Here is a 25,634-nt window from a genome sequence, read left to right on the forward strand (position 1 = left end):
GAACACTATGCGTGTTTATGTTACTGGTAATATTACCGTAGATGAAACCTGGTCCATTCCGGATATACCGAAAAAAGGCGCTTCCATTCACGGCATTAAAGTTTCGCAGGATATCGGCGGTAAAGGCGCGAATCAGGCGATTATATTATCCCGCTGCGGAATCGACACGCGTTTAATTGCCGCCACGGGAAATGACAGCAACGGCGAGTGGATCCGCCAGCAGATAAAAAATGAACCACTGACGCTACTACCCGACGGCCATTTCAATCAACATAGCGATACCTCGATTATTTTAAATAGCGCTGATGGCGACAATGCCATCATTACCACGACGGCCGCAGCCGATACGTTCAGCCTTGATGATATTATTCCTCATATGGCGGAGGCCGCCGCAGGCGATATTCTGCTACAGCAGGGAAATTTCGCCCTGGATAAAACCCGGGCGCTGTTCCAGTACGCCAAAACCCGCGGTATGACAACGGTATTCAACCCCTCGCCTGTCAATCCTGATTTTTGCCATCTGTGGCCGCTTATCGACATCGCGGTGGTCAATGAATCCGAGGCCGAGCAGCTCCAGCCTTACGGCGTAAAAACCTTAGTCGTGACCCAGGGCGCGGCAGGCGCCTGGCTGGTTCAGGCAGGCCAGCGCCAGTTTTGCCCCGCCGTCCCCGCCGAAGCGCTGGACACCACCGGCGCTGGCGACACGTTCCTCGCGGTAATGCTGGCGTCCGCGATCCTGCGCGGCGTAGCGCCGGATGCGCTGGCGCTGGCGCACGCCAGCCGCGCTGCCGCCATTACCGTTAGCCGCCGGGGGACGCTCAGCGCGTTTCCCGGCGGTCATGAGCTCGCCGCTCTGTTAGCCGTGAACGGCGCGCGCTGACCTACTTGAACAGCGAACGATAGGTATCGACGTTCGCTTTGGTTACCACCGTGGCCGGAACCAGAATAGTTTTCGGCACGGTTTTACCTGAAGCGATCGTGTTCAGCGCATTCAGGGCTTCGGCCCCCATCTTTTCCGGATCCTGCTGCAGAACGGCGGTGACGTAGCCGTCGTCAATACCGGAAATCGCCTTCGCCGTCAGATCCCAGCCAAAGACTTTAATATCTTTCTGGCGCCCCTGGTTTTCCACAGCGGCGATAGCGCCCAGCAGAGCGGGTTCGCCGGTGGCATAGATCGCCGTCAGATCGGGGTTACCGGTAATCAGGTTCTCCGCCGCGGTCATCGCTTTATCCTGCACGTTCTGGCCGTCGACGACGTTAGCGATGGTAATTTTCGGATTGCTTTTCAGCGTCTCTTCAAACCCTTTCTGCCGCTGGTTCTGAATGGCCGAATTCAGCGCGCCGACAATACCCAGCCGCACCTGACCGCCCATCTCTTTCTGCACGTAGTCCACGAAATATTTACCAATAATTCTGCCGCCTTCGATATTATCAACGCCGACCTGAGCCGCCTGCGGCCCGGCCGGTAATACGGCATCAATCGCAATCACTGGAATGTTAGCGGCGGCGGCTTCTTTTACCGCGGGCATAATTCCGTTAACGTCGATAGCGTCAACCAGAATGCCTTTAACGCCTTGCTGAATATAGTTTTCTATCGCGTCGTTTTGCGCTACGGGATTATCGTTAGAGTTAAAAATAACTAAATCCTTGCCGCTGGCTTTGGCCGCATCCTGGGCGCCTTTATTCATCAGATTAAAGAACAGAGCCTGCTGATTGATTTGCACCAGCGCATAGGTCGGACCGGCGGCGCCGGCGGCAGAAATAAAACTCATTGATGCCAGCATCGTCGTGGCTAAAGCAAGTAAACGCAGTTTTCCGGTGTTAAATAACATCATCAGTATCCTCGTCGGGAATAGTTGATAGCCAGCAGAGTTCCGCGCCGCATGCGAACGCAGAAGGATTATTTTTGGCGGGCAAATATCGTCTATATGGCCAGAACAATCAGCGACCGTTCGGCGGATACCTGCTTAATTTCATTCCGGCAACCGGTCCGTGTCGGCGCGCGACTGGAATGAGTTAAACGGGTTTGGGAATGACTTCCCGGATGATGCGGTAAACTGCCTATACAATTCTCCGCAGATTAAAATTTGTCAAGCTTTTATTTCAGGTATTGTTAGCAGAGAAATTGCTGTATCCACCGCGCTTAACTATGTTACAGATAGCCGATTCTGGCAGAAATGGCGCAGGAAATGAGTATAAAACGCGTATTGTTATCCGATGTGGCAAAGCTGGCGGGGCTGTCGAAGGCGACCCTGTCGCGCTATATGAACAACAGTATTGTGCTACCGCAGGACACCATCCTTCGCATCGAAACCGCCATTCGCGAACTGGACTATCGCGGCAATAGCCTGGCACGCCGTCTTAGCAAAGGCGGCAGCGAAACGCTCGGCCTGGTGCTACCCGATATTACCAACCCCTTCTTTGCCGAACTGGCCGATGCCGCCGAAGAGGCCGCGTCTGCCAGCGGTTACAGCCTGGTGCTGTGTATCACCCGCAACAACCCGGAAAAAGAGTGCCAGTTTATCCGCTGGCTGGATACCTGCCAGGTCGACGGCCTGCTGTTCACCACCAACCGCCCCGATAACGGCCTGCTGCGTAAAGAAATCCAGCGCCACGAACGAATTGTCCTGCTGGATGAAGATATTCCCGGCAGTAAGGTGCCGAAAGTGTTTGCCGATAACGTCCAGGGCGGGCGGATCGCCACCGAAAAACTGATTGCCGCCGGGCATCGCCTTATCGCTTTCGTCGGCGGCCCGGACAAGCTGATGAGCGTTCGCGAGCGCTATCAGGGCTTCTGCACTGCGATGGAGCAGGCCGGCCTGAGCTGGCCGCCCGATTGGGTGATGTACGGCGACTACCAGCGTGAGTTTGGCCAGCAAGCACTGCGTTCCCTGTTCAGCCAGCCGGTTCGCCCGACCGCCATCTTCGCCGCCAGCGACTATCTGGTGCTCGGCCTGCTCGACGGTCTGCGCGCCAGCGGGCTCCAGGCACCGGAGGCGCTATCGTTGGTCGGCTTCGATGACGCCAACTATGCCGATTTTACCCAGCCGCGGATTTCCACTATCCGCCAGCCCGCCCGGGAACTGGGCCGCACCGCGGTGAACATCATGATGCGTCTGCTGAACGACGATCGGGATATCCCGGCGGAAACCCGCCTGCCAGTGGAGTGGATTGGCCGCGACTCAATCAAGAACTGTTAAGCACGTCCCAAAATGGCGCAAAAGCGCCCACTTTTGGCGCAAAAAACGTTCAATTAACATTTTATTCACTATAATTAGTAAACCGGTTTACCTGAATGTAATTAATAAACTCTATTTATTACATAAGGTTAAATCACAGGGCTGCTGTGTTGTTCCTGCCCTGGCACGGATGCTGCAATGTTCTTACTGGCGAACAAATATCTTACATAGCGTTTGTCCTGACTGTACTGGCGAGTGATCTATTCCGCAGGTAAACCGGTTTACTAGCATGTAAACCGTGTCGGATAGCCTCTCTCCCGCAGGATGGCGAACATTTTCCCGGCAACAGCGATGGGAGTTATCAGATGCAGCAGCCACAAACTACCCCGCCAAGGGTGGAGATGATCAATATCACCAAGACCTACGGGTCGATACTTTCATTGCGCGGAGTCAATCTTGAGCTGGCTCCGGGCGAGGTGCTGGGCTTAGTGGGCGATAACGGCGCGGGGAAATCCACCCTGACCAAAGTGCTCTCTGGCGCGGTGATCCCCTCCAGCGGCACGATTCGTATCGACGGTGAACAGCAGCAGTTTACTAATCCGGCCGATTCGCGCCGCTGCCATATCGAGATGGTCTATCAGGATCTGTCGCTCTGCGACACGGTCGACGTCGCGGGCAATCTGTTTATGGGCCGCGAGCCGATGAAGGCGGTCCTCGGTATCCCCTTTCTCGATGAGGCCAGAATGCACGCCGATGCCAGGGAGATGCTAAAAGGACTCGGGATCTCCATTCCCGATACCCGGCTGCTGGTGCGAAACCTCTCCGGCGGCCAGCGCCAGGCCATTGCCATCGCCCGCGCGGCGGCCTTTGACCCGAAAGTGCTGATTATGGATGAACCCACCGCCGCGCTGGCCGTCGCGGAAGTCGAAGCGGTGCTGGAGCTCATTCGCCGCGTTTCCGCTCGCGGGGTGAGCGTGATCCTGATTACCCATCGCCTGCAGGATCTGTTCCTGGTTTGTGACCGGATCATGGTGATGTATGAAGGTACCAACGTCGCCGACAGACGGGTAGCCGACACCAGCCTGAGCGATATCGTTAACCTGATTGTGGGCGAAAAGTTCACCGCCCGCTCTGCGGCTGCACATTGAGGTAACAGGATGAGTATCATGAACTTAAGCAGCTCCCGCATGATTCAACATTCGCTGCCGCGCCGCCTGCTACATAACCACTCAGGCGTGGTCAGCATCGCACTCTTTTTCGTCTTCTGCTGCGTGGTGTTTTCGCTGATCACCGGCAACTTTCTCACCGGCACCAACTGGCTCAACATCATCCGTCAGAGCGCCCCGCTGCTGATCGTCGCGACGGCGATGACCCTGGTCATTACCACTGGCGGTATCGATCTGTCGGTGGGCTCCACCCTCGCGCTGGTCGGCGCGCTTTCCGCTATCGCCCTGAATAACTGGGGGCTGCCGTGGCCGGTAGTACTGCTCGGCGGCCTGCTGCTCGGCGGACTCGTGGGCGCCATCAACGGCTTCTTTATTGCCTATGAAGGCATTCCGGCATTTATCGTCACGCTCGCCACCCTGGCCGTGGTTCGCGGCATTGCGCTGCTGGTCACCCAGGGCTACTCGATTCCGGTTCCGGCTGACAGCCTGTTTACTTTTATAGGACGCGCGTGGGTAGTCGGTATCCCCGTGCCCGCGCTGATCGGCATTATGATTCTGGTTATCGGGCATATTGTTCTCAACCATATGCGCTTTGGCCGCTACGTAACCGCAATCGGCGCTAACGCCGAAGGCGCGCGACGCAGCGGCATTAATACCAAAGCAGTCACCATGAAGGTCTATATCATCAGCGGAATGGCCGCCGCGCTGGCGGGGATGATTATAACCGCGCGCCTCGGCAGCGGCTCCTCCAACCAGGGCGAAGGCTTTGAACTGCAGGTTATTGCTGCCGTTGTGCTTGGTAGCACCAGCCTGTTTGGCGGCTTCGGTACCATTATCGGCACGTTGCTGGGCGCGCTGTCGATTGCGGTCATTCAGAACGGACTGATCCTGTCGCATATTTCGCCGTTTTACACCCAGATAGCCACCGGCACCATTATCCTGCTGGCGATCTGGCTGAACACCCGCATTCTCAACCCCACGCGCTCCGCGGCAAAAGGATAGCTGATGAAAGGATCAATTTTTCGCCATCCCACCCCGCTGCCGCTTGGCGTCGGTAGCGGTTACGTGATGACAGTGCTTGGCCCGCTGCCGATTAGCGAAATAGGCGTGACCCTGATGCATGAGCATATTTTGCTGGATGCCTCCGGCAAATGGGTACCGCCCTGCTGCTGTAGCGATCGCCATCTTGCCGAAATGCCCGTAAAAATGGAAAACCTCGGCGAACTGTCGCTGAATCCGCTGATGAGCCGCGATAACTGCCAGCTGTTTGACGTCGACGTTGCGATTGAAGAACTGACTAAATATCGCGCCCTTGGCGGAGAAACGGTGGTCGACCCGACCAATATCGGTATCGGCCGCGATCCCAAAGCGCTGGCGCGCGTCGCGCGCCTGACCGGTCTGAACATTATTATGGGTACCGGCTTCTATCTGGAACCTTCGCACCCCGAGTGGGTAAGAACCAGCAGCGTCGAACAGCTGACCGAGCGGCTGATTTACGATCTGGGCGGCGCGGAGGAGAAGCCGGAGGTGCTCGCCGGGCTCATTGGCGAAATCGGTATTTCGAGCCGCTTTACGCCGGATGAAGAGAAATCCCTGCGCGCTGCGGGCCGGGCCAGCGCCGCGACCGGCGTGCCGATCGAGGTCCATCTGCCCGGCTGGGAGCGGCTGGGTCATCGGGTGCTGGATATTCTCGAACAGGAAGGCGCCGATTTACGCCATACCGTGCTGTGCCATATGAATCCCAGCTTTGCCGATAAGCGCTACCAACGGGAGCTGGCGCAGCGCGGGGCGTTTCTCGAATACGACATGATCGGCATGAGCTATTACTACGCCGACGAGTCGGCGCAGTCGCCCTCCGACGAAGAGAACGCCCGCGCAATTCGCGAACTGATTGACGACGGCTATATCCAGCAAATACTGCTGTCGCAGGACGTCTTCCTGAAAACCATGCTCACCCGCTACGGCGGCCACGGTTACGGCTACATACTCAAGCATTTTGTTCCCCGCCTGCGGCGCCATGGCGTCAGCGGCGAACAGCTTGAAACCCTGATGATTGGAAATCCCCAACGGGTCTTTGGCGGATAAAAGGAAAGTCATAATGCAGAAAAAAATCTTACTGGTCGGTGAATCCTGGACCAGCACGTCAACGCACGTTAAAGGCTTCGACCAGTTTGCCACCGCCACCTGGCACACCGGCGCAACGGATTTTCTGGCCGCGCTCGCGGACAGTGCCTACGCCATTACCTATATGCCCGCCCACGCGGCGGCGACAGACTTTCCGCTGACGCTGGAGGCGCTGCAGCAGTGGGATGCGATTATTCTTTCGGATATTGGCGCCAATACGCTGCTGCTGCATCCGGACACCTGGCTGAAAAGCCGCCGAACCGCCAATCGTCTGACGCTGCTGCATGACTACGTGGCCGGCGGCGGCTCGCTGATGATGATTGGCGGCTATTATAGCTTCCAGGGGATTAACGGCGGCGCGCGCTATCGCCATACCGCGGTGGAGAAAGTTCTGCCGGTCCGCTGTCTGGCATGGGACGATCGCATTGAAACTCCGGAGGGTTGCTATGCCGAAGTGACGGAATCCCACGCTCTGTTCAACGATATTCCGGGCGAATGGCCGTGGCTGCTGGGCTATAACGAAGTAGAAATGCATCCGGAAGGCAAACTGCTGGCGACCGTGGCCGGTACTGGTCATCCGCTGCTGGCTATTCGTGAATATCAGCAGGGTCGCTCGCTGGTGTGGACCAGCGATATGTCGGCTCACTGGCTGCCGGAAGAGTTTGCTCAATGGCCCGGCTACCGCCAGCTGTGGATTAACTGCCTTGACTGGCTGACGGAACGTCGCTGATGGCCGCCACCCTGCAACTGGCCCGGCAACTGCTGGACTTTAATACCATCAACCCGCCGGGCAGCGAAGCAGACTGCATGCGGTTCTTCGCCGACTGGCTTAACGATCGCGGTTTTGCGGTTTCGCTGTCGTCGTTCGGCGAGGGACGCTGCAATCTTATCGCCAGGCTGCCCGGGGCGAAGACCGGTAAGCCGCTGGCTTTTACGGGTCATCTGGACACCGTGCCGCTGGGAAATGCCCCGTGGCAGTACGATCCTTTCGGCTCGCAGATCAAAGACGGTCGCCTTTATGGACGCGGGTCCAGCGATATGAAAGCGGCGATAGCGGCGTTTGCCGTCGCCTGCGTTCATCAGCGAGAAACGATCCTCGCCGGACGCGGCGCGGTAATGCTGATTACCGGCGGAGAAGAGACCGGCTGCGATGGCGCACGAGCGCTGATCGCCTCCTCGACGTTGCCTGACGTGGGCGCCCTGATCGTCGGGGAGCCCACCGCCAACTATCCGGTGATCGGCCATAAAGGCGCGCTCTGGCTACGCTGCGAAACGCGGGGGAAAACCGCCCACGGCGCGATGCCGGAGCTGGGAATAAATGCTATCTATCTCGCGGCGGATGCACTGGGTAAGATCCAGCATTTTTCGCCGGGCGCGGCGCACCCGCTGATGAAGCAGCCCACCCTCAACGTCGGACGCATCGAAGGTGGACTCAATATTAATTCCGTGCCGGACCGCACGCGTTTTGATGTCGATATCCGCAGCGCGCCCAATTTACAGCACGCCACTATCCGGCAGCGCTTGACCACGCTGCTTGGCGAAAGCGTCACGGTTTCCACGCTGGTTGACCTGCCCGCCATGCTGAGCCGGGAGGATCACGCGTGGATTCAGCAGGTTTATCAGCGCTGCCAGCCGCTGCACGCTAAGCCGATTGAACCGCGCGTGGTGCCTTACTTTACCGACGCCTCGCTGCTGCTGCCTGCGTTGGGCGATCCGCCCTGTATTATTCTCGGCCCCGGCGAGCCGTCTATGGCCCATCAAACCGACGAGTACTGCCTGCTCAGCCGGCTGGAGGAGGCTGAGCAGCTATACGAAGACATTATTCGCAACTGGGAGATGTAGCTAAATCAGTAGCTCCCCGGAATTTGGGACAGTCGCAATGAATCCGGTCAGAAGACCGCACCAGGAAAATAATCATTATTCATTACCTCATCGCATCTTAATTATTAAACTGAGGATTGATAATTATATTATTGTAAATATCCACTTTCCCATCACACCCCTGAAAAAATAACACCCCATTACACCAGTAAATAATTACTTTCATTTTTCGTCGTGGAATTTTGACGTCAAAACGTGACAAACATCACATCTATGCCAGGCTTAATAACACCTTTCACAACGTTCAAGGAGTAAGCATGTCTGAGCAAACCAAAAAAACCTCTCTCGCCCCGGAATATCCTACTCCTCCCTTTGTAGAGCAGCCGCAGCCCGTACCAGGCCTGGCCAGTAAGATGATCCCGGTGCCGGATCACGGTGAAACCAGCTATCGCGGCTCTGGCCGTCTGAGCGGGCGTAAGGCGCTGATTACCGGCGGTGACTCTGGTATTGGTCGTGCGGTGGCGATTGCCTATGCACGTGAAGGCGCGGATGTAGCCATTAACTATCTGCCGGAAGAAGAGTCTGACGCGGCGGAAGTGATCAAGCTTATAGAAGCGGAAGGCCGTAAAGCTATCGCCATCCCCGGCGATATCCGCTCGGAAGAATTCTGTGAGAAACTGGTGAAAGAGGCGGTTAACCAGCTCGGCGGGCTGGATATCCTGGTTAATAACGCCGGTCGCCAGCAGTTCAACGAATCTATCAAGACGCTGAAAACGGAAGATTTTGACGCGACGTTCAAAACTAACGTTTATGCGATGTTCTGGATCACCCGCGCCGCGGTGGAACATCTGCCGCACGGTGCCTCGATTATTAATACATCGTCAGTTCAGGCGTATCAGCCAAGCCCTATTCTGCTGGACTATGCGCAGACCAAAGCCTGTATCGTGGCGTTCACTAAGTCACTGGCGCAGCAACTGGGTAAAGACGGTATCCGGGTGAATGCCGTGGCGCCGGGGCCATACTGGACGCCACTGCAGTCCAGCGGCGGCCAGCCGCAGGAGAAAGTGAAGCAGTTTGGGGCCAGCGCGCCGCTGGGTCGCCCAGGCCAGCCTGCGGAAATCGCTACGCTGTATGTCACGATGGCTTCGCCTGAAAGCAGCTACACCTCCGGTCAGGTATGGTGCTCTGACGGCGGTACCGGCACCCTGTAAGCGTTATTTCCTGTCCCGTGGCCGCCGTCCGGCGGCCATGTCTTCAGAACCCATCAATCTGGATAACAAAAATTGAAGAATGCAGAATACCATTCTCCCGTCCGCAAGGAGGGGTTTGCCGAACTCGGCGACTACGCGGCAATCGGCGAAGGGCGCTCGGTGGCGCTGATCGCGCCAGATGGTTCAATCGACTGGTGGTGCGCCCCAAATCTTGACTCTCCTCCCCTGTTTGACCGCCTGCTCGACCCGGAAATTGGCGGTTTTTTTCAGCTTGAGCCGGAAGGTGCCTATACGGTCAGCCGTCAATATCGTCAGGACAGCAACGTTCTGGAAACCCGTTTCGAAACCGAAACCGGCCAGGTGCTGCTGACCGAATCCATTAACAGTACGCTGGCGGGACGTCTGCCGTGGAGCGAGCTGGCGCGCCGGGTTGAAGGCATTGAAGGTGAGGTCACGCTGAATCTTGCCTTACGCTTCGGCACGCGGGCCGAAACCCGCTCACCGTGGATGGCAAAGACTAAACAGGGCAACGTTTATCATATTGCCGATCTGATGGCGATGCTGCGCACCAGCGATGACATTGAGATCACCTCGGCCGATGATGAGCAGATTACCGGCCGTCTGAAAACAACCGCCGGATCGCGTGCGCTGGTCGCCTTGCTGGTGACCGAAAAAGAGCCGCTGGCCGTTCCGCCCCTTTCAGCTATCGATAATCGCATCGAAACCAGCCATGTCGCGTGGTGTGACTGGGCCAGAAGCCTGAGTTATGAAGGTCGCTATCAAAAACACGTGGGGCGCTCGGCGCTGGCGCTGAAGTTTCTCTGGTATTCACCGACCGGCGCGCTGGCGGCAGCAGCCACCACTTCGCTGCCTGAAGGGATCGGCGGCGAGAAAAATTACGATTATCGTTATGCCTGGATCCGCGATGCCTGTCTCATTATTAAGGCCTTCGCGTTTCTCGGCGCGCTTGAGGAGTGTAAAGCCGCGTTCTCCTGGCTGTCGAAAACCATTCTGCGCCACGGTGTTCAGTTGCACGCCTGCTATACCCTGGAAGGCGATATGGTGCCGGAAGAATCGTATCCGCCGCTGCGGGGGTATAAAGATTCGACGCCGGTGCGAATAGGTAATAACGCTCGCGATCAGACCCAACTCAGCATGTACGGCGACATGCTCGCCACCGCCCAGCAGTTTGTGGAAGCGGGACACGTCCTGGACCTCTCCACGTCGCGCTTGCTGGGAGAACTGGCCAACTGCTGCGCCGATCACTGGCGGCAAAAGGATTCCGGGATTTGGGAGTTACCCGACCTTCAGCACTATACGCATTCCAAAATGGCCTGCTGGCTGGCGCTGGATATGGCCGTTAAGATGGCGGAGGAAAAGTATATTGAACCGACCTGGGTCAAGCGCTGGCAACGCGAGCGGGACCGCATTCGCGACTGGGTAGAAAGCCACTGCTGGTCCGAAAGTAAGCAGGCATATTTGTTCTATCGCGGCAGCGACGGCGGCCTTGATGCCTCTCTGGCGCTGGTTCACCGCTACGGCAAAAAAGTCAATCCGCAGCGAATGCTGTCGACCTACGCCGCTATCCGTCGCGAGCTGGGGAACGACAGTGCCATGCTCTACCGCTACAGCGGCGTGGAAAAAGAAGAAAACACCTTCGTGGCCTGTTCGTTCTGGCTTGCCGAAGCCTGGGCGGAGATGGGAGAAATCAACCACGCTGAACAAGCGATGGAAGAAATTCTCGACACGATTTGTGATAAAGGCAACGTGGAGACCTTCAACGAAATGTTCGATGTCAGAAGCAATACCTGGACCGGCAACCTGCCGCAGGGGCTGAGCCATCTGGCGCTGATCTTTGCCGCACAGGCGATGACAAACTACGATAAGCACGCATCGTAGCGGCAACCGGGACCGTTGCCCGGCTGGCGGCGACGGTCCCGGTTGTTCTCTCATTACGCTAAAATGAGACTGATTGATAATTAATGATGTGTTAAATCAAGTACATCCTGCTACTTCTGCTGATATTCACACACAGCAGGAACGCTACGATGAAACTTACCGCTATCACAACCGGACTGATGTCCACCCTCGCATTTTGTTCTTTTACCGCCCATGCCGGGCCGCAGTCGCACGTGGTGTGTGCGTATCATCACACCCTCGGTGACGACGCCATTATGATGTTTGGCAAGCCAAACCAGGCGATGTGGCACGATTTTTTTGGCAATACCCACACGGATGCTTTTTCCACCTATCAGACCCTGCGCGAGCATCCCCAGACCAGCTGCGATAACCAGGCGGATGGCTCAGCGTACTGGGCTCCAGCCATGAAACTGCCCGACGGCGAAGTCGTCAAACCGGCCTATCAGAAGACCTATTATCAGGCCACTAACGTTGATAACTATCCACTGCACCCTTTCCCGGCCGGGCTGGAGCTGCTGGCGGGCGACCACCATGGAACCGCCCCCAGTTCGCACATCACGTTCTTATGCGCCAACGGCAAAGGCTACACCAATAAAGCGGGTGAAGTCTGCGGCTTACGCGGCGCGGGCGATGCCGTACAATTTAATATCGGCATCGCCTTTCCCAACTGCTGGGATGGCGTCAACCTGAAGCCGACGCACGGCCACAGCAATGCCGCTTATGATGTTAAAGGCAAATGCCCGGCGGATTATCCGGTGAAAGTCCCGACGGTAAACATGAATATCGCTTATGTGCTACCGCAGATCACCTCGCTGGATACCGCTAAGGTCCAGCTCTCCCTGGACCCGACCATGCACGGCGACCGTCGTGAAGAACACTGGGGCAGCATTTATACCGCACATGCCGATTTCATGAACGGCTGGACGGAAGATGCGGCGCAGTTTATGACCGAACTGTGCATGAACAACAACCTGGATTGCGGCACTACCGTACCCTGGGCCTATGCCAAAGCAGAAGAGAACACCTCGGTCAGCAGCAGCCATCCGAATCAGCATAACGCGACGCCGGAAAGCCTTAACGTAGAGGATAACTGGCAGGATGGCGGACGTACTCAGCATCCGGAAACGATGACGCTGGTGAAATTTAAAATCCCACAGCTACCCGCAGGCGTGGATCCGGCGCGGTTCAAATACCGTATTCGAATTTTCGGCGGCAAAGTGGAGAAGAACGGCGCGGATCAGATTTTCTTTTATCCGACCAGCAATGACTGGAATGCCAGAACCGTAACCTGGAATACGCGCCCGGCGGTGAAGTACAACTCTGATGCGATCCTTTACCTGAACTATTCCCGCGAATATCGCATGGTCGATGTGGATAAAGCCGTGCGTAAAGCGCTGGCGGAGGGGAAAACGGAGATTTCCTGGTATATCGGCGGCGATCGTCATGGCAACCATTATGAATTCAAACCGGCCAGTTCGCGGGAAAGTCTGGTGCTGATGTTGACCGGCTTTAAAAGCGTTCCGCAGACTTGATGTGGAATGATGCCTGGCGGCGCTTCGCTTGCACAGGCCTACGAATTGCAAGTCACCTGTTGATGTTGCGGCTTCTCGTAGGCCGGGTAAGGCAAAGCCGCCACCCGGCAAAAAGGCACAACCAATACCAAAGCCCGGTACAGACGGGTTAACAGGGGAAACGCCGGGATTGGGTTCCCGGAGGGAGACCCAACCCGGCGGTCGCCCCGCTGACCACGGACTATTGACTGTTGACCTGAGCCCTGTTTACCGGGCTTAGCTTTCCTCCGTTTTCACCACAATTAACGGTTCGATATCGCTCTCTTTTTTAATGACCAGCGAATCATCGCCGCGCAGGCAGGTTCCGCCATAGCTGCCCCCAACGGTAAACGTACAAACCTGGATATATTTTCCGTCCACATTCGGCAGGCACCAAAGCTGCTGGTAGATATTTTTCTGTTCGCTAAATTTACCGCTGGTTTTATCCAGTAGTTCTTCCTGATGGCTCACCAGATCGATATTACTGCCGCAGCGACCGGCAATCGGCTTCACGGCATATCCGGTCTGCACCAGCTCGTCATTAACCACAAAATCAGTATCCAGCAGATAGCGATGATGCGGGAACAGCGACCAGAGGATCGGCAGTATGGCCTTGTTGCCGGGGATCACCGTCCACAGCGGTTCGAAAACCATCACTTCAGGGCGTAGCAGAACGTCTATCAATCGGACCTCGTTCTGCGGATGCCCGGTGCGGATCGGTACGGCGGCATACTCTGTCTCGCTGACTTCGCGCACCTGTTCTATCGCCGTTTCCCACGCCCAGGTTTTCCACACGCAGTTCACCAGCCGTCCGTCGCCGTCAATCAATTGACCAGCATCATCCCAGCGCAGCTCATCCAGCCCGCGGAGGATCTTGCTGTCAAAACCGGCTTTCTCCAGCGCCTGCTGCATAAACTGCGCGTGGTAATCTTCCTCAACGTCGTTATCCTGCATGATATGCACAAACGGACGCGCATGACTGTGTCTCCACGCGCCGATTAACTCATTAAGCAGATCCTCGCCAGGATTATACCCGTTTCCTTTATAGCCGAGCGCCGTCCAGCGTTCGAGGATGCGCCCCGCTTCCGTATGGCAGGAGGCCGAATCCGCGTTGTATTCGTAAACCTTCAGCCCGCGCTCATCCAGACAAAAATCCATCCGCCCGGTGATCATGTCGTGGCGGCGACGCTGCCACGACAAACGCAGACGCGGCCAGAGGATTTTAGGAATATCGAACAGCGCCAGCAGGTTATCGTCCTTCATCACTTTGTCGGTGGCGTGGAGATACATCAGATGCAGTTCGTTGGTCGCCTTGATCAACTCCTGCTCGGCGGTGTCGGTGATGGTAAAATACTGTGCCGGATCGCGGTTAATCACATGGCCGTTAGCCTGCACATAGGCGCGTTGCAGCGGGTCCTGCTCATCGAGCCATTTCCCTTCAAACAGCGTTTTATCTTCCAGCCGCGCGCCGCGAATGGCCAGCGCCTCGCCGCGGATATCCGGCTGTGGCAAACTGTGCTCCGTCTCATCGGTCTGGATCATCCAGCCTAAGATCGTGGTGTCGTCAAAGGTATCGCGAAGGGTATAGCAGCCGTTTTCCACCACCAGCGCCAGTTCACGGGTCCACTGCTGGCCGGGAGGCAGCGGCGTGTGAATCACATTTTGCTCGGCGATCCTGACGCGGTTCTGGCACAGTTGGGTAATGACCGCCACATGCCCGGTACCGCTAAATTCGCCACCTTTCTGCCAGACCAGCAGCGCCCCCGCTTCCGGCGGACGCCGGGAGCCATTGGCAAATGCCTGCAGCGGCAAAATGTTGTCGTTGACCACCTCACGCAGAAAGCGCAGAGAGAAGATTTCCCACGCCATACCGACATCGGTAAAGACAACGCCATAATTCAGAAACAGAAAACGGCGGGCGAATTCCACGCACTGCCATTTGTGCCCCATATATTCATGGTCGATATAGCTGCGAAAGGACGCGTCATCGGCGTAGTAGTGCGGATCGAGGGAGCTGTAATCTGACGAATAAATGGCGACGCCGCCGGGGGCGTAACCTAATAGCGTGCCAAACGGGGCATGCTGGTGATGAATTCCGTTGCTCATTAACCTTACCTTAACGTAATACAGCCTGAGCAGAATGCACCCTGCTCTTTGTGCTAACTAAACAGACGTCGACTTATCATACACCTCATTACCCGCTACCATGATCCGACGAAGGAAAAATTCACGCGTTGTCATTCATCATCAGGAGTCGCAAATGAACCAACAGCATTATGTCGCGCAGCCGCTGGAATGGGGCCACGGCCCGCGGACGTTTGAGGTTTTTCTTGAGCCGACCTGTCCGTTTTCCGTGCGTGCGTTTAACAAGCTACACGCGCTGCTTGAACTGGCGGGCGAAGATAAAATCACCGTGAAGATCCGCCTGCAATCGCAGCCCTGGCATCTTTTTTCCGGGGTCATTGTGCGCTGTATTCTGGCCGCGTCGACTCTGCCGGACGGCAGAGAGGCGGCGCATAAAGTGATGCAGGCCGTTGCCGATCATCGGGAAACATTTGAGTTTACCGATCACTGCGCCGGCCCGAATATGGACGCCACGCCGCAGGAAATGATTGCGCGGATTGAGAAGTACAGCGGCGTCAGCCTGGCGGAAGCCTTTGCCCGTCCGGCGTTGCAGAACGAGATTAAGTGGCACTGTAAATACGCCCGCCAGAATGGCATCCACGTTTCGCCGACCTTTATGGTCAACGGACTGGTGCAGGCGGATTTAGGTAGCGGCGACGACATCAGCGTCTGGGCAGAGCGTCTTCTGGCCTGACGGCAGTATTCCTCTTCACAACATAACCTCAATAAGGCAGGCAACATGTCAGACAATAACTATCAACCTCCGAAGGTATGGACATGGAATCAGCAAGGCGGCGGCGCATTCGCCAATATCAACCGCCCGGTGTCTGGCGCAACGCATGAAAAGGAACTTCCCACCGGCAGGCATCCGCTCCAGCTCTATTCGCTGGGCACGCCAAACGGGCAGAAAGTCACGATTATGCTTGAGGAACTGCTGGCAAAAGGCGTGACGGGGGCGGAATACGATGCATGGCTGATCCGCATCGGCGAAGGCGATCAGTTCTCCAGCGGTTTTGTGGAAGTAAACCCGAACTCCAAAATTCCGGCGCTGCGCGATCACTCCACCACGCCTCCGACCCGCGTCTTTGAATCCGGCGCGATCCTGGTTTATCTGGCGGAAAAATATGGCTACTTCCTGCCAAAAGATCTGGCCGCCCGTACTGAGACGCTGAACTGGCTGTTCTGGCTTCAGGGCTCGGCCCCGTTCCTCGGCGGCGGCTTCGGCCACTTTTACAACTATGCGCCCGTCAAAATTGAGTACGCGATCGATCGTTTCACGATGGAGGCGAAACGCCAGTTAGACGTGCTGGATAAACAACTTGCGCAGCATAAATACGTCGCGGGGGATGAATATACCATCGCGGATATGGCCGTCTGGCCGTGGTATGGCAACGTGGTGCTCGGCAACGTCTATGATGCGGCTGAATTCCTGGACGCAGGCAGCTATAAAAACGTGCTGCGCTGGGCTAACGAGATTGCCAGCCGTCCGGCGGTAAAACGCGGGCGCATCGTTAATCGCACCAACGGCCCGCTTAACGAGCAGCTTCACGAACGTCACGACGCCAGCGACTTCGACACCCAAACTGAAGACAAGCGCCAGTCCTGATAATGCGTCCCGCCAGCTTGCGCTGGCGGGACAGTTTAGTCATATTAAAACGCGACCCACTCTTCGGTTGCCGCAGGCTTAGCCATGCGCGGTGAACGCGGCGTCTCTGCTGGCGCTACCGCCTGTGATATTTCCTCATCGGAAAGACGGAACGTTTGCACCGAGCTACGCAGATCTTCTGTCTGAAGCCGCAGGGACGATGCCGCTGCCGAGACTTGCTCCACCAGCGAGGCGTTCTGCTGCGTTACGCTGTCCATCTGCGCAATTGCAATGCCGACCTGCGAGATACCTTTACTTTGTTCATCGGTCGCGGCGGCAATCTGTTTCATGATGGTCGTGACTTCCTGCACCGCCCGCAGAATCGCTTCCATGGTGGTTCCGGCATCGGAAACCAGGCGCGAGCCTTTCTCCACGCGGGTGACGGAATCAGCGATCAGAGCTTCAATTTCTTTCGCCGCACCGGCGCTGCGGCTGGCAAGATTACGCACTTCGCCGGCGACCACGGCGAACCCACGGCCCTGCTCACCGGCACGCGCCGCTTCCACCGCCGCGTTAAGCGCCAGAATATTGGTCTGGAAGGCAATGCTGTTGATCACATCGGTAATTTCGGCGATTTTCTTCGAACTGGCAGAAATTCCGACCATCGTATCGACCACTTCGCCGACCAGTTCGCCGCCTTCACTGGCGGTGGTAGAGGCAACGTCCGCCAGCTCGCTGGCCTGGCGCGCATGATCGGCATTTAATTTTACCGTTGCGGTAAGCTGCTCCATGCTGGCGGCCGTTTCTTCCAGCGCCGCGGCCTGTTCTTCGGTGCGGGAAGAGAGATCGTTATTGCCGGTGGCAATTTCTGTCGCCCCGCGCCAGATATTTTCGCTGCCGGAGCGAATATTGCTGACCGCCTCGCGCAGGCTGTCCTGCATTGTCTTCAGCAACGGCACCAGTTGTCCGACGCAGTTACGTCCCATGTCTTCTATCGGCTGACTGAGATCGCCCTGCGCAATCTGGCGGAACTGCTGACGAATGCGCTCAAGCGGTTTCACCAGCATCGTCACCAGATAGCGATCGGAAAAAATCAGCAGCAGAATACCGACAACCACGGCGGCAATAATGGCAATCCGGGTCTTATTGGTGCGGTCATCCACCATAATACGGGTGTGATCGAGCGTTGACGCGCCCGCCGCATTAAACTTCTCGGCGCTCAGGCCAAACGCGCGGCTCAGCGGTGGGGTGATGTCATTAGCCTGAGCGCGGTATTCCTCAACCGTTCCCTGCTGCGCTCGCTGCATTTGCGGCACAACGCCCTGCTCCAGCAGCGCCTGCCAGTTTTGAATGACTTCCGCAGAGATTTGCGCATCCATCGCGCCCGGAGAGATGGCCTTCAGCTCATCCAGTCTTTTACGCATGGTCTCCAGCGCCTGCTGCGCGGAGGAAAAATCCGCTGTCCCCCCTGCTGCTTTGGTTTCCATCGCCCGGCTCAGGCGGGTGACAAAGCGAAAATACTGGTCGTTACCCTGGCTTAACAGGGTCATCTGTTTTACCAGCTGTCGGTCAACATCATTGCCTTCTGCAACCTTAGTCAGGGAGATGACGCCGTACAGGCCGACGCCGGACCACAGCACGCAGAAAATACCCAGAATCGACAACATGACGAGACGGATAGTGAGGTTACGAAGAAGTCGCATAGAGATTCCTTTGCCTTTGGGAGGATTACGCCCACAGGGCGCTCTTACCTCCTGTTATCGGCAAGGCGGCGGAAATTTATAACCTTTTGTGATTATTTTTTGTAAATATTACTTTTCGTTAAACAGCATTCAGTGACGCTACACACTAAAATATTCATCTGGCCTAAGTCATTCTGGACAGATGACCTTCTGGTAATCAGGGTTAAACAAGGTAAGGTTTCACAAACGGCCGCTGGTATTCCGGCCAGACCAGCGCGACCAGGGTAGGATAAGCATCCATACTAAACTCACGAAAGCACTGCTGAAGGTTGACGACGTCCAAATCCGTGCGCGGCACTTTCTCACCGTTCTGACAGCGCTGTTTCAGATTATCGTAATATTTATAAACCGCTGAATTGAGATCGCTACAGCGGCGCTGAGCATCAAATAAACCCGGCGTGGATTTAATTTGTGTGACGTCCATTCGCTTAATAGTGGCGTGTAAAAAGTCAATATATTCATGGTTTACCCGCCAGTACCATACCGGTGTAATTGCGTTCATCAGTACAGAAAAATGGTCTTCCCCCTCCTGTTTTGACATTGCCGGTACCGGCAAGGGGGATTCTTCTTCATTTTCCACCGGTCTTTTATTGAACTCTGTCATCAGTAAGAGAATAATAGCGGTGAGCAATAGCAGTGCAATCACTAAATAAATAATACTGTTCATGGCGCGCTCCATTTTTTTTGATTTTAAAAGTGCGCCATGTTATTGTCAACGAGCCTCACAGCAAAATGCTCCTCATGGTGTTGAAAGTTAAGGAATTTACATGATACCCGAGACCCTTATCCCGGCTCGCTTTCACACATCCGCGGCTGGGGAAGAGAGTGAGGAAGCAGAAAATAGTGCCAGTTTAACTCAGGGAAAAAGAACCCTCGCTGAGCTTGAAAATGACATATTAACTTCAATCGGTCGTAACGGTTTTTCCAGAAATATGCTATTGGAAGAACGCGACCGCCATATAAAAGATCGACTGTTTCGCGTTGTCAAAATTGAGACATTTTGCCATGTCCTTAATGAGTTACAGGCCAACGGTGACTTTTCAGCACAGGAATTAAGTCAAATTTTGGCAGATAAAACGCTGGAAATTAATGAGAGCGGTAATGACATTTGGCTTAATTTGATTACCCGCGAGAAAATCGCGCCTATGTTTTATGATCTGGAGGACGAATAACGTGAAAAAATATGATAGCAAAGACGTTTATTTGACTTTAGACGATACAAAAAGCGATGACCTTATCTTAAAGCACAATCTTGCGGTGCTCATTAGCGATAAAAATGCCACCATCCAGAATACGGCCAAAGCGCTGGTTTCAATACCCGCCGCGCTGGTAAAGATGAAATGGCAAAACCGTCGCGAGATTTACGCTTACCAGGTAAAAGAAGAAATTTATGGCGCGGTGATTAATGAAATCATCGCCCGCCGTCCGGACCTGAAAGAGAAAATCTTTGACCACATTGAAGCCAGCTATCAGCACTTACGCGCCCGTGAAACCGCTACGCTCGGCCTGACGCGTAAACTCTCCGACGGCAATTACCGCACGTCGAATGTCAGGATTGTTCCTCTTGAGGCTGAAGCGCCATCTTCCCCTGCCCCTGCGGCAGACTCACCAGGCGATCCCGTCTGACGGGTACAGAAAAGCCTGATTATTTCTCTTAAGTCATCGGGGACGACTACGCTTAACGCATCCGTAACCGATCATGGAGAGCGTATTTATGTCGAAGAATCAAACTACCCCACAAGATCCCACGACCCAGTATCATACGGGTGAATATCCGAAGCAGAAGCAGCCCTCACCGGGTGTGCAGGCCAAAATGACGCCTGTACCGGATTGTGGCGAAAAAAGCTATGTTGGCAGCGGGCGTCTTAAAGATCGTAAGGCACTGGTGACCGGGGGCGATTCAGGCATCGGACGCGCCGCCGCCATTGCTTACGCGCGTGAAGGCGCTGACGTGGCGATTAACTATCTGCCTGCGGAAGAAGAAGATGCGCAGGATGTTAAGGCGCTGATTGAAGCTGAGGGACGCAAAGCGGTGCTCATTCCGGGCGATCTGAGTGATGAAACCTTCGCCCGCTCGCTGGTGCATAAAGCGCGTGAAGCGCTGGGTGGACTGGATGTGCTGGCGCTGGTCGCGGGGAAGCAGGTTGCTATTGAAGAGATTGCCGATCTGACCAGCGAGCAGTTCCAGAAAACCTATGCGGTGAACGTTTTTGCATTGTTCTGGATCACCCAGGAAGCCCTGCCGCTTCTTTCTGCGGGCGCGAGCATTATTACCACCTCGTCAATTCAGGCTTATCAGCCCAGCCCGCATCTGCTGGATTATGCGTCGACTAAAGCCGCGATTCTCAATTACAGCCGTGGACTGGCGAAGCAGGTGGCGGAGAAAGGGATTCGGGTGAATGTGGTGGCGCCAGGGCCAATCTGGACCGCGCTGCAAATTTCCGGCGGTCAGCCGCAGGAGAAACTGCCCGAGTTTGGTCAGCAGACGCCGATGAAGCGCGCCGGGCAGCCTGCGGAGCTGGCACCGATTTACGTTTATCTGGCGAGTCATGAGTCAAGTTATGTGACCGCTGAGGTTCACGGCGTTTGCGGTGGGGAACATTTGGGGTAACGGCCCTGCGATGACCTGCCCGGTGGCGCTGCGCTTACCGGGCCTACGCCACGCGTAACCCGTTTTAAAACAGCCAAATTGTAGCCCCGGTAAGCGCAGCGCCACCGGGGACATCACGAAGCAGGTGCCGGACAAGGGTTGCCGAACCCGCACAAAGGCACTTACTTTGCCTTCGTCACCTCTTCGCCTACCAGACCAATCTTCAGGTAACCCGCCTGATGCAGGGTATCCATCACCTTCATCATTGTTTCATAATCCACGGTTTTATCCGCGCGGAAGAAAATGGTGGTGTCTTTTTTCCCTTCGGTGAGAGTATTCAGCGCATTCACCATCGTCTCATCAGTCACCGGATCGTTACCGATAAACATGCTGTTATCCGCTTTTACCGACAGATAAATCGGTTTTTCCGGACGTGGCTGCGGCTGACTGGACGATGCCGGTAAATTCACCTTCACATCAACGGTAGCCAGCGGAGCCGCTACCATGAAGATGATCAGCAGAACCAACATCACGTCGATAAACGGCGTGACGTTGATATCATGCATTTCGCCGTTATCATCCAGATTTTCATTAAGATGCAAAGCCATGCTGCATTAACCTAAACGGAGTTTCTGGGTAGAACGAACCGGCTGCGCAGCGTTGCTGGCATCCAGATCGAGGTCGCGGCTCTGCAGCAGCAGGATCTGCGCGGCAACATCGCCGAGCGTCGCTTTATAGCTGCCGATCATGCGGGCGAAGATGTTGTAGATCACCACCGCCGGGATTGCCGCGACCAGGCCGATTGCCGTCGCCAGCAGCGCTTCCGCGATACCCGGTGCCACTACCGCCAGGTTAGTGGTCTGGGTCTGGGCGATGCCGATAAAGCTGTTCATAATCCCCCACACCGTACCAAACAGGCCGACGAACGGAGAGATCGCACCGATAGTAGCCAGATAGCCATTACCGCGCCCCATATGACGGCCAAACGCCGCTACGCGGCGTTCCAGACGGAATCCGGTACGCTCTTTAATGCCTTCGTTATCGGATGAACCTGCGGAAAGTTCCAGCTCGTTCTGTGCTTCATAAAGCAGACGAGTGCTCAGACTTCTGCTATGGAAGGAGGCGGCGATTTCGCTGGCCTGATCCAGAGAGCGGGCTTCAGCGAGCTGCTGCTGCTCACGCTTGATACGACGCTTGTGCGCCAGCATTTCCGCGCTTTTGCTGAAGAAAATAGCCCAGGTGACGACCGATGCCAGGATCAGGCCAATCATCACAATTTTAACCACGATGTCGGCATGTTGATACATACCCAGAACGGAGAGATCCGTCTGCATCAAATTATTACCCACTCTCAATCTCCAGGACACAAGTCACAAAATCTGAGCATAATAATATCAAAACAACGTCGAATTGATAGTAGTTCTCATTAGTATTTACATATTGCCGTAAATTCCGCTCATTTTCCTTGCGCTTACGCAGTAAAAAAGTGGTCTGTTGAATTAAGGGAAATTTTTATTCTGAATATGCCGCCAGGCGGATGCATAATACGGTAATCGTGTTAATTTAGACGTCCAGATGGATAAAAACAGGCTGAGCGACATGGCAGAGAAGCATATTGATACCGCCCTGGTGAATGCGGGGCGCAGCAAAAAATATACGCAGGGTTCGGTAAACAGCGTGATCCAGCGCGCCTCATCGCTGGTATTTGAGACTGTGGAAGCGAAAAAACACGCCACCCGCAACCGGGCGAAAGGCGAACTTTTCTATGGCCGTCGCGGGACGCTCACCCATTTTTCGCTGCAGGAAGCGATGTGTGAACTGGAAGGCGGCGCGGGGTGCGCGCTGTTTCCGTGCGGCGCGGCGGCGGTTGCTAATACCATTCTCGCCTTTGTTGAACAGGGCGACCATATTCTTATCACCAATACCGCCTATGAACCGACCCAGGATTTTGCCACTAAAATCCTCGGCAAGCTGGGCGTCACGACGAGCTGGTTTGATCCGCTGATTGGCGCACAGATTGCCGATAGCGTGCAGCCCAATACCAAAGTCGTGTTTCTGGAATCCCCCGGCTCCATCACCATGGAAGTCCATGACGTTCCGGCTATCGTCGAAGCGGTCAGACGCGTGGCACCGAATGCCGTCATTATGATCGACAACACCTGGGCGGCGGGCATTCTGTTTAAGGCGCTCGATTTCGGTATTGATATCTCCATCCAGGCGGGCACCAAATATTTAATTGGCCATTCTGATGCCATGGTAGGAACTGCCGTTGCCAATGCCCGCTGTTGGGATCAACTGCGCGAAAACGCCTATCTGATGGGGCAAATGGTCGATGCGGACACCGCCTATATGACCAGCCGCGGCCTGCGTACCCTCGGCGTGCGCCTGCGCCAGCACCATGAAAGCAGTCTGAAAATTGCCGAGTGGCTTGCCATTCACCCGCAGGTGGCGCAGGTCAATCACCCCGCCCTGCCTGGCAGCAAAGGCCATGAGTTCTGGAAGCGCGATTTCACCGGCAGCAGCGGACTGTTCTCGTTTGTTCTTAGAAAAAGGCTGAACGATCGGGAGCTGGCGGAGTATCTCGACAACTTTACGTTATTCAGCATGGCCTATTCCTGGGGTGGCTATGAATCGCTGATCCTCGCCAGTCAACCTGAGCATATCGCTGCTATTCGACCCGACGGCGAAGTGGATTTTGACGGCACGCTTATCCGCGTCCATATTGGTCTGGAAAATGTTGACGATCTTCTTGCGGATTTAGCAGCGGGGTTCATGCGGATCGTGTAATAATAGCGCCGGGATGCACATCTTTTCGCAACTCAACAGTGGAAAAGTCTGCAAGGCTGCGTCCGGGATCAACAACGTCCGGACCAATAAGGGATAGAATCGTCGAATAGATGCTGTTTTACGGGAAAGTTCATGGCTGTTATTCATAATATCGTCGCCGCGCTCTGGCAGCATGATTTTGCTGCCCTGGCGAATCCGCACATTATTGGTGTCGTCTATCTGGTCATGTTTGCCACCTTGTTTCTGGAAAACGGTCTGCTGCCCGCCTCTTTCTTACCCGGTGACAGCCTGCTGCTGCTGGCCGGGGCGCTGATCGCCAGAGACGTAATGGGCTTTGTTCCCACCATTGCCATCCTGACCACGGCGGCAAGCCTTGGCTGCTGGCTAAGCTACGCGCAGGGCCGCTGGCTGGGAAACACTCGCGTGGTAAAAGGCTGGCTGGCTCAGCTTCCTGATAAATATCACCAGCGGGCCACCTGCATGTTCGACCGCCACGGCCTGCTGGCCCTGCTGGCCGGACGCTTTCTGGCATTTATAAGAACATTACTGCCCACGATGGCGGGTATCTCCGGTCTGTCAAACCGTCGCTTTCAGTTCTTTAACTGGTTGAGCGGCCTGCTATGGGTGCTGGTTGTCACCGGTTTTGGCTATGCGCTAAGCATGATCCCGTTTGTGAAGCGTCATGAGGACCAGGTGATGACCTTTCTGATGATCCTGCCGATTTTCCTGCTGGTCGCCGGCTTGCTGGGGACCATTATCCTCGTTGTGAAAAAGAAATACTGTAACGCCTGACGCTCCCGCGCCGGGCGGCTGAACCTGCCCGGCTACATCCCCTGAATCATTCGGATCCGCGCCGCATCTTCTCCCGGCGTCATGCCAAAATAGCGTTTAAATTCGCGGCTGAACTGCGAGGCGCTTTCATAGCCCACCCGCATCGCCGCCGCACTGGCCTTCATGCCGTCATGGATCATCAGCATCCGCGCTTTATGCAGCCGGTACGACTTCAGATATTGCAACGGCGAGGTGCTGGTTACCGACTTGAAGTTATGGTGAAACGCCGAGACGCTCATATTCGCTTCGGCGGCCAGCTGATCGACGCTCAGACTCTCGGTGTAATGGCTTTCAATGCGTTTTAAGACCCGGCTAATCAGGCTGAAATGGGTCTGACGGCTGACCAGCGCCAGCAGCGCCCCGCCGCGCGGGCCGGTTAACACGTGATAGAGAATTTCGCGGATTATCTGCCTGCCAAGAATACGCGCATCCAGCGGACGCTCCATCACGTCCAGCAGCCGCTCGGCGGCGCACAGGATCTCATCCGTCAACACCGATGAGTTGATCCCGCTGGCCGACTCGCCCGGCTGGAAGCGTTCGTCCTCGCCAATGTCCATCAGCAGTTCCTGCAACTGTAATATATCAACGTTCAGGCGGATCCCGGCCAGCGGGATGTCCGGCGTAGCGTACGTCTCGCATTCAAATGGCAGCGGGACGGTGAGCAGCAGATATTCATTGGCGTCATAACGAAATACGCGTTCATTGATATAGCCAATTTTATGGCCGGAAAAGAGAAATACGATCCCCGGCTGGTACATCACCGGCGTGCGGGTGCCGGGCTGCGTACCGTAGAGCAGACGTACGTCCGGCAGCAGCGCGCTGAGCGATTTTTCGTTATCTCTGAGCAGGTTAATTTTTTCGGTAAGCTGCTGACAGATTTCCTGACGGTTCATAATCGGTCACCTCCGGGGCGCAATTTCACCCGTTTAGTCTGCCCGTATTTAACGCCTTTCTCCAGCACTATGGAGAAATGGGCAAGAGAACGGCAGGAATATGCATTGAGA

Annotated in this window: 24 protein-coding genes; 17 read left to right on the forward strand and 7 right to left on the reverse strand. The window is 55.6% G+C overall.

The annotated features are described in order from the left end of the window. Positions 1-7: 7 nt before the first annotated feature. Positions 8-880 (forward strand): PfkB family carbohydrate kinase, encoded by an 873-nt coding sequence (locus P0H77_RS18815; protein ID WP_276158734.1) that lies wholly within the window; start codon positions 8-10, stop codon positions 878-880. A gap of 1 nt (position 881) precedes the next feature. Here P0H77_RS18815 and P0H77_RS18820 read toward each other — a convergent pair whose 3' ends face one another. Beyond that, positions 882-1,835, reverse strand: coding sequence for a substrate-binding domain-containing protein (locus tag P0H77_RS18820; protein WP_276158735.1), 954 nt, complete (start codon positions 1,833-1,835; stop codon positions 882-884). 342 nt (positions 1,836-2,177) lie between these two features. Here P0H77_RS18820 and P0H77_RS18825 point away from each other — a divergent pair, with 342 nt between their 5' ends. The 9 genes from P0H77_RS18825 (at position 2,178) to P0H77_RS18865 (ending at position 12,953) form a co-directional block, all read left to right on the forward strand. Continuing rightward, positions 2,178-3,200: a LacI family DNA-binding transcriptional regulator gene (locus P0H77_RS18825; protein ID WP_276158736.1), complete on the forward strand. Its 1,023-nt coding sequence runs from the start codon at positions 2,178-2,180 to the stop codon at positions 3,198-3,200. 380 nt (positions 3,201-3,580) lie between these two features. Continuing rightward, positions 3,581-4,327: an ATP-binding cassette domain-containing protein gene (locus P0H77_RS18830; protein ID WP_276165179.1), complete on the forward strand. Its 747-nt coding sequence runs from the start codon at positions 3,581-3,583 to the stop codon at positions 4,325-4,327. An 18-nt stretch (positions 4,328-4,345) separates the two neighbouring features. Next, the gene (locus P0H77_RS18835; RefSeq protein WP_276158737.1) at positions 4,346-5,347 is read left to right on the forward strand and encodes an ABC transporter permease; all 1,002 of its coding nucleotides are present in this window, start codon (positions 4,346-4,348) and stop codon (positions 5,345-5,347) included. A 3-nt stretch (positions 5,348-5,350) separates the two neighbouring features. Next, positions 5,351-6,430 (forward strand): phosphotriesterase-related protein, encoded by a 1,080-nt coding sequence (locus tag P0H77_RS18840; protein WP_276158738.1) that lies wholly within the window; start codon positions 5,351-5,353, stop codon positions 6,428-6,430. A 13-nt stretch (positions 6,431-6,443) separates the two neighbouring features. Then, positions 6,444-7,199, forward strand: a complete 756-nt coding sequence (locus P0H77_RS18845) for a glutamine amidotransferase (protein ID WP_014838512.1) — start codon at positions 6,444-6,446, stop codon at positions 7,197-7,199. Then, a complete protein-coding gene (locus P0H77_RS18850) occupies positions 7,199-8,311 on the forward strand; it encodes a M20 family metallopeptidase (RefSeq protein WP_276158739.1) in 1,113 nt (370 codons plus the stop codon). The genes P0H77_RS18845 and P0H77_RS18850 overlap by 1 nt, the downstream gene beginning before the upstream one ends. A 296-nt stretch (positions 8,312-8,607) precedes the next feature. Then, positions 8,608-9,501, forward strand: a complete 894-nt coding sequence (locus P0H77_RS18855; RefSeq protein WP_276158740.1) for an SDR family oxidoreductase — start codon at positions 8,608-8,610, stop codon at positions 9,499-9,501. Positions 9,502-9,573: 72 nt separating this feature from the next. Continuing rightward, complete coding sequence (locus P0H77_RS18860) at positions 9,574-11,400, forward strand: glycoside hydrolase family 15 protein (RefSeq protein ID WP_276158741.1); 1,827 nt, start codon at positions 9,574-9,576, stop codon at positions 11,398-11,400. A 149-nt stretch (positions 11,401-11,549) separates the two neighbouring features. Further along, positions 11,550-12,953, forward strand: coding sequence for a DUF1996 domain-containing protein (locus P0H77_RS18865; RefSeq protein ID WP_276158742.1), 1,404 nt, complete (start codon positions 11,550-11,552; stop codon positions 12,951-12,953). A 255-nt stretch (positions 12,954-13,208) separates the two neighbouring features. On the opposite strand, the gene gss is transcribed toward P0H77_RS18865, so the two are convergent. Next, complete coding sequence (gene gss, locus P0H77_RS18870; RefSeq protein WP_276158743.1) at positions 13,209-15,077, reverse strand: bifunctional glutathionylspermidine amidase/synthase; 1,869 nt, start codon at positions 15,075-15,077, stop codon at positions 13,209-13,211. A 154-nt stretch (positions 15,078-15,231) separates the two neighbouring features. On the opposite strand from gss, the gene P0H77_RS18875 reads away from it, so the two are divergent. Beyond that, complete coding sequence (locus tag P0H77_RS18875) at positions 15,232-15,789, forward strand: thioredoxin domain-containing protein (RefSeq protein WP_276158744.1); 558 nt, start codon at positions 15,232-15,234, stop codon at positions 15,787-15,789. 45 nt (positions 15,790-15,834) lie between these two features. Then, positions 15,835-16,701, forward strand: a complete 867-nt coding sequence (gene yghU / locus P0H77_RS18880; RefSeq protein ID WP_276158745.1) for a glutathione-dependent disulfide-bond oxidoreductase — start codon at positions 15,835-15,837, stop codon at positions 16,699-16,701. Positions 16,702-16,745: 44 nt separating this feature from the next. Here the strand turns inward: yghU and P0H77_RS18885 are convergent, their stop codons facing one another. Both P0H77_RS18885 and P0H77_RS18890 read right to left on the reverse strand, forming a co-directional pair. Next, on the reverse strand, positions 16,746-18,383 hold the full coding sequence (locus P0H77_RS18885) for a methyl-accepting chemotaxis protein (RefSeq protein WP_276158746.1): 1,638 nt from the start codon (positions 18,381-18,383) through the stop codon (positions 16,746-16,748). A gap of 202 nt (positions 18,384-18,585) precedes the next feature. Continuing rightward, positions 18,586-19,089, reverse strand: coding sequence for an RNA helicase (locus tag P0H77_RS18890; protein WP_276158747.1), 504 nt, complete (start codon positions 19,087-19,089; stop codon positions 18,586-18,588). A 100-nt stretch (positions 19,090-19,189) separates the two neighbouring features. Between P0H77_RS18890 and P0H77_RS18895 the strand changes: the two genes are divergently transcribed. The 3 genes from P0H77_RS18895 (at position 19,190) to P0H77_RS18905 (ending at position 21,033) form a co-directional block, all read left to right on the forward strand. Beyond that, a complete protein-coding gene (locus P0H77_RS18895; RefSeq protein WP_276158748.1) occupies positions 19,190-19,594 on the forward strand; it encodes a hypothetical protein in 405 nt (134 codons plus the stop codon). Then, positions 19,575-20,048, forward strand: a complete 474-nt coding sequence (locus tag P0H77_RS18900; RefSeq protein WP_276158749.1) for a cytoplasmic protein — start codon at positions 19,575-19,577, stop codon at positions 20,046-20,048. The genes P0H77_RS18895 and P0H77_RS18900 overlap by 20 nt, the downstream gene beginning before the upstream one ends. An 88-nt stretch (positions 20,049-20,136) precedes the next feature. After that, complete coding sequence (locus P0H77_RS18905; protein ID WP_276158750.1) at positions 20,137-21,033, forward strand: SDR family oxidoreductase; 897 nt, start codon at positions 20,137-20,139, stop codon at positions 21,031-21,033. Positions 21,034-21,194: 161 nt separating this feature from the next. Here the strand turns inward: P0H77_RS18905 and exbD are convergent, their stop codons facing one another. After that, a complete protein-coding gene (gene exbD, locus P0H77_RS18910) occupies positions 21,195-21,620 on the reverse strand; it encodes a TonB system transport protein ExbD (RefSeq protein WP_176918470.1) in 426 nt (141 codons plus the stop codon). A 6-nt stretch (positions 21,621-21,626) separates the two neighbouring features. Then, positions 21,627-22,361 (reverse strand): tol-pal system-associated acyl-CoA thioesterase, encoded by a 735-nt coding sequence (exbB, locus tag P0H77_RS18915; protein ID WP_176918469.1) that lies wholly within the window; start codon positions 22,359-22,361, stop codon positions 21,627-21,629. A 250-nt stretch (positions 22,362-22,611) separates the two neighbouring features. Between exbB and metC the strand changes: the two genes are divergently transcribed. Together metC and yghB are read left to right on the forward strand one after the other, a co-directional pair. Next, positions 22,612-23,799: a cystathionine beta-lyase gene (metC, locus tag P0H77_RS18920; protein WP_276158751.1), complete on the forward strand. Its 1,188-nt coding sequence runs from the start codon at positions 22,612-22,614 to the stop codon at positions 23,797-23,799. Between the two features lie 132 nt (positions 23,800-23,931). Further along, positions 23,932-24,591 carry a DedA family general envelope maintenance protein YghB gene (gene yghB, locus P0H77_RS18925; protein WP_276158752.1) on the forward strand — a complete coding sequence of 220 codons (660 nt, stop codon included), beginning with the start codon at positions 23,932-23,934 and terminating at the stop codon, positions 24,589-24,591. Positions 24,592-24,623: 32 nt separating this feature from the next. Here the strand turns inward: yghB and P0H77_RS18930 are convergent, their stop codons facing one another. Continuing rightward, complete coding sequence (locus P0H77_RS18930; protein ID WP_276158753.1) at positions 24,624-25,523, reverse strand: AraC family transcriptional regulator; 900 nt, start codon at positions 25,521-25,523, stop codon at positions 24,624-24,626. Positions 25,524-25,634 lie beyond the last annotated feature (111 nt).

Origin of the sequence: Superficieibacter sp. HKU1 (genome assembly GCF_029319185.1) — a bacterium.
Lineage (GTDB): Bacteria > Pseudomonadota > Gammaproteobacteria > Enterobacterales > Enterobacteriaceae > Superficieibacter.

Bases quoted from the DNA above. Each gene is read 5' to 3' on its own strand.
- P0H77_RS18900 (WP_276158749.1), top strand. From the start codon at position 19,575: ATGATCTGGAGGACGAATAACGTGAAAAAATATGATAGCAAAGACGTT.
- P0H77_RS18905 (WP_276158750.1), top strand. From the start codon at position 20,137: ATGTCGAAGAATCAAACTACCCCACAAGATCCCACGACCCAGTATCAT.
- P0H77_RS18895 (WP_276158748.1), top strand. From the start codon at position 19,190: ATGATACCCGAGACCCTTATCCCGGCTCGCTTTCACACATCCGCGGCT.
- P0H77_RS18890 (WP_276158747.1), bottom strand. From the start codon at position 19,089: ATGAACAGTATTATTTATTTAGTGATTGCACTGCTATTGCTCACCGCT.
- exbD (WP_176918470.1), bottom strand. From the start codon at position 21,620: ATGGCTTTGCATCTTAATGAAAATCTGGATGATAACGGCGAAATGCAT.
- P0H77_RS18840 (WP_276158738.1), top strand. From the start codon at position 5,351: ATGAAAGGATCAATTTTTCGCCATCCCACCCCGCTGCCGCTTGGCGTC.
- metC (WP_276158751.1), top strand. From the start codon at position 22,612: ATGGCAGAGAAGCATATTGATACCGCCCTGGTGAATGCGGGGCGCAGC.
- P0H77_RS18930 (WP_276158753.1), bottom strand. From the start codon at position 25,523: ATGAACCGTCAGGAAATCTGTCAGCAGCTTACCGAAAAAATTAACCTG.
- P0H77_RS18850 (WP_276158739.1), top strand. From the start codon at position 7,199: ATGGCCGCCACCCTGCAACTGGCCCGGCAACTGCTGGACTTTAATACC.
- P0H77_RS18885 (WP_276158746.1), bottom strand. From the start codon at position 18,383: ATGCGACTTCTTCGTAACCTCACTATCCGTCTCGTCATGTTGTCGATT.
- P0H77_RS18845 (WP_014838512.1), top strand. From the start codon at position 6,444: ATGCAGAAAAAAATCTTACTGGTCGGTGAATCCTGGACCAGCACGTCA.
- P0H77_RS18865 (WP_276158742.1), top strand. From the start codon at position 11,550: ATGAAACTTACCGCTATCACAACCGGACTGATGTCCACCCTCGCATTT.
- P0H77_RS18875 (WP_276158744.1), top strand. From the start codon at position 15,232: ATGAACCAACAGCATTATGTCGCGCAGCCGCTGGAATGGGGCCACGGC.
- gss (WP_276158743.1), bottom strand. From the start codon at position 15,077: ATGAGCAACGGAATTCATCACCAGCATGCCCCGTTTGGCACGCTATTA.
- P0H77_RS18820 (WP_276158735.1), bottom strand. From the start codon at position 1,835: ATGATGTTATTTAACACCGGAAAACTGCGTTTACTTGCTTTAGCCACG.
- P0H77_RS18835 (WP_276158737.1), top strand. From the start codon at position 4,346: ATGAACTTAAGCAGCTCCCGCATGATTCAACATTCGCTGCCGCGCCGC.
- P0H77_RS18825 (WP_276158736.1), top strand. From the start codon at position 2,178: ATGGCGCAGGAAATGAGTATAAAACGCGTATTGTTATCCGATGTGGCA.
- yghB (WP_276158752.1), top strand. From the start codon at position 23,932: ATGGCTGTTATTCATAATATCGTCGCCGCGCTCTGGCAGCATGATTTT.
- yghU (WP_276158745.1), top strand. From the start codon at position 15,835: ATGTCAGACAATAACTATCAACCTCCGAAGGTATGGACATGGAATCAG.
- P0H77_RS18815 (WP_276158734.1), top strand. From the start codon at position 8: ATGCGTGTTTATGTTACTGGTAATATTACCGTAGATGAAACCTGGTCC.
- P0H77_RS18830 (WP_276165179.1), top strand. From the start codon at position 3,581: ATGATCAATATCACCAAGACCTACGGGTCGATACTTTCATTGCGCGGA.
- P0H77_RS18855 (WP_276158740.1), top strand. From the start codon at position 8,608: ATGTCTGAGCAAACCAAAAAAACCTCTCTCGCCCCGGAATATCCTACT.